At 64.4% G+C, this 1,087-nt stretch carries 1 protein-coding gene; it reads left to right on the forward strand.

The genetic code is table 11. The features are described from left to right. Positions 1-1,087 (forward strand): DUF2345 domain-containing protein (locus JKA62_RS28835; RefSeq protein ID WP_201820544.1); only part of this gene is annotated, 1,087 nt, incomplete at both ends.

Raw genomic sequence — 1,087 nt, forward strand, 5'->3', positions numbered from 1 at the left:
TGCCGGACTTCAAGACCCTGGCCACGGTCAAGAGCAAGGAATACAAGGGCAGCCGCGCCAACGAACTGCGCATCGACGACACCACCAGCGAGATCAGCATCGCGCTGCGCAGCGATCACGGCGCGAGTGCGATCAACCTTGGTTACCTGACTCATCCGCGTCCTTCAGGCGGGCAGCCACGCGGCGAAGGTTTTGAGTTAAGAACCGACCGCCACGGCGCCGTGCGTGCCGGAGCCGGTCTGCTGATTACCACCGAACCGCGTCCGAACGAATCGAAACACCACAAGGACCTGCCGGAAACCGCCGAACGCCTGGCCACCGCCAGCGATCAACAGGACGGTTTCGCCACGCAGGCCAAGGAACTTCAAGCCCAGGAAGCCGGCGATCAGGACGACGTGGCCAAGGCCTTGCACGCGCAGCATCAAGGCGTGCTCGGCTCGGGACCTGCAAACCTCACCGCCAATGAATTTCCCGAATTCACTGAGCCGCATCTGGTACTCGCCAGTCCCGCCGGCATCGCCCTGACCACACCGCGCTCCAGCCACATCGCCACCGGCGAACACCTGGCGCTGAGCAGCACCGGCCACACCAGTTTTTCCATCGGCAAACGCCTGCTGGCCAGTGCCAGTCGCGGCATGCGCCTGTTCGTGCAGAGCATGGGGTGGCGTCTGGTCGCAGCGTCCGGCGACATCGACGTCAAGGCGCTGAAGGACAGCATCAACCTGCTGGCCAAACTCAACATCACCGCCAACGCCGACCGCATCACCATCACCGCCAAGACCGAATTGGTGATCCAGGGTGGCGGCAGCGCCACGACCTACAACGCCGGCGGCATCACCCACGCCACCAGTGGCCCGTACACCGCCCACGCGGCGAACTTTGCTTACACCGGTGCCAAGAGTCTCGCGGGCGTGTTCCCGGAGCCGCCGAAACCGGGCAAGGGCAACCTCGAATTGTTCAACCAGTACGCCGGTCGCCAGGGCATCAAGGACGGCGATTACGAAGTCATCGATGCCTTGGGCAAAAGCATCAAGGGCAAGCTCGACGCGAAGGGCTTCGCCAGCGTCGCCGGCGCCGCACCGGGGCC

The sequence above is a fragment of the Pseudomonas sp. B7 genome (assembly GCF_016735645.1).
GTDB lineage: Bacteria > Pseudomonadota > Gammaproteobacteria > Pseudomonadales > Pseudomonadaceae > Aquipseudomonas > Aquipseudomonas glycinae.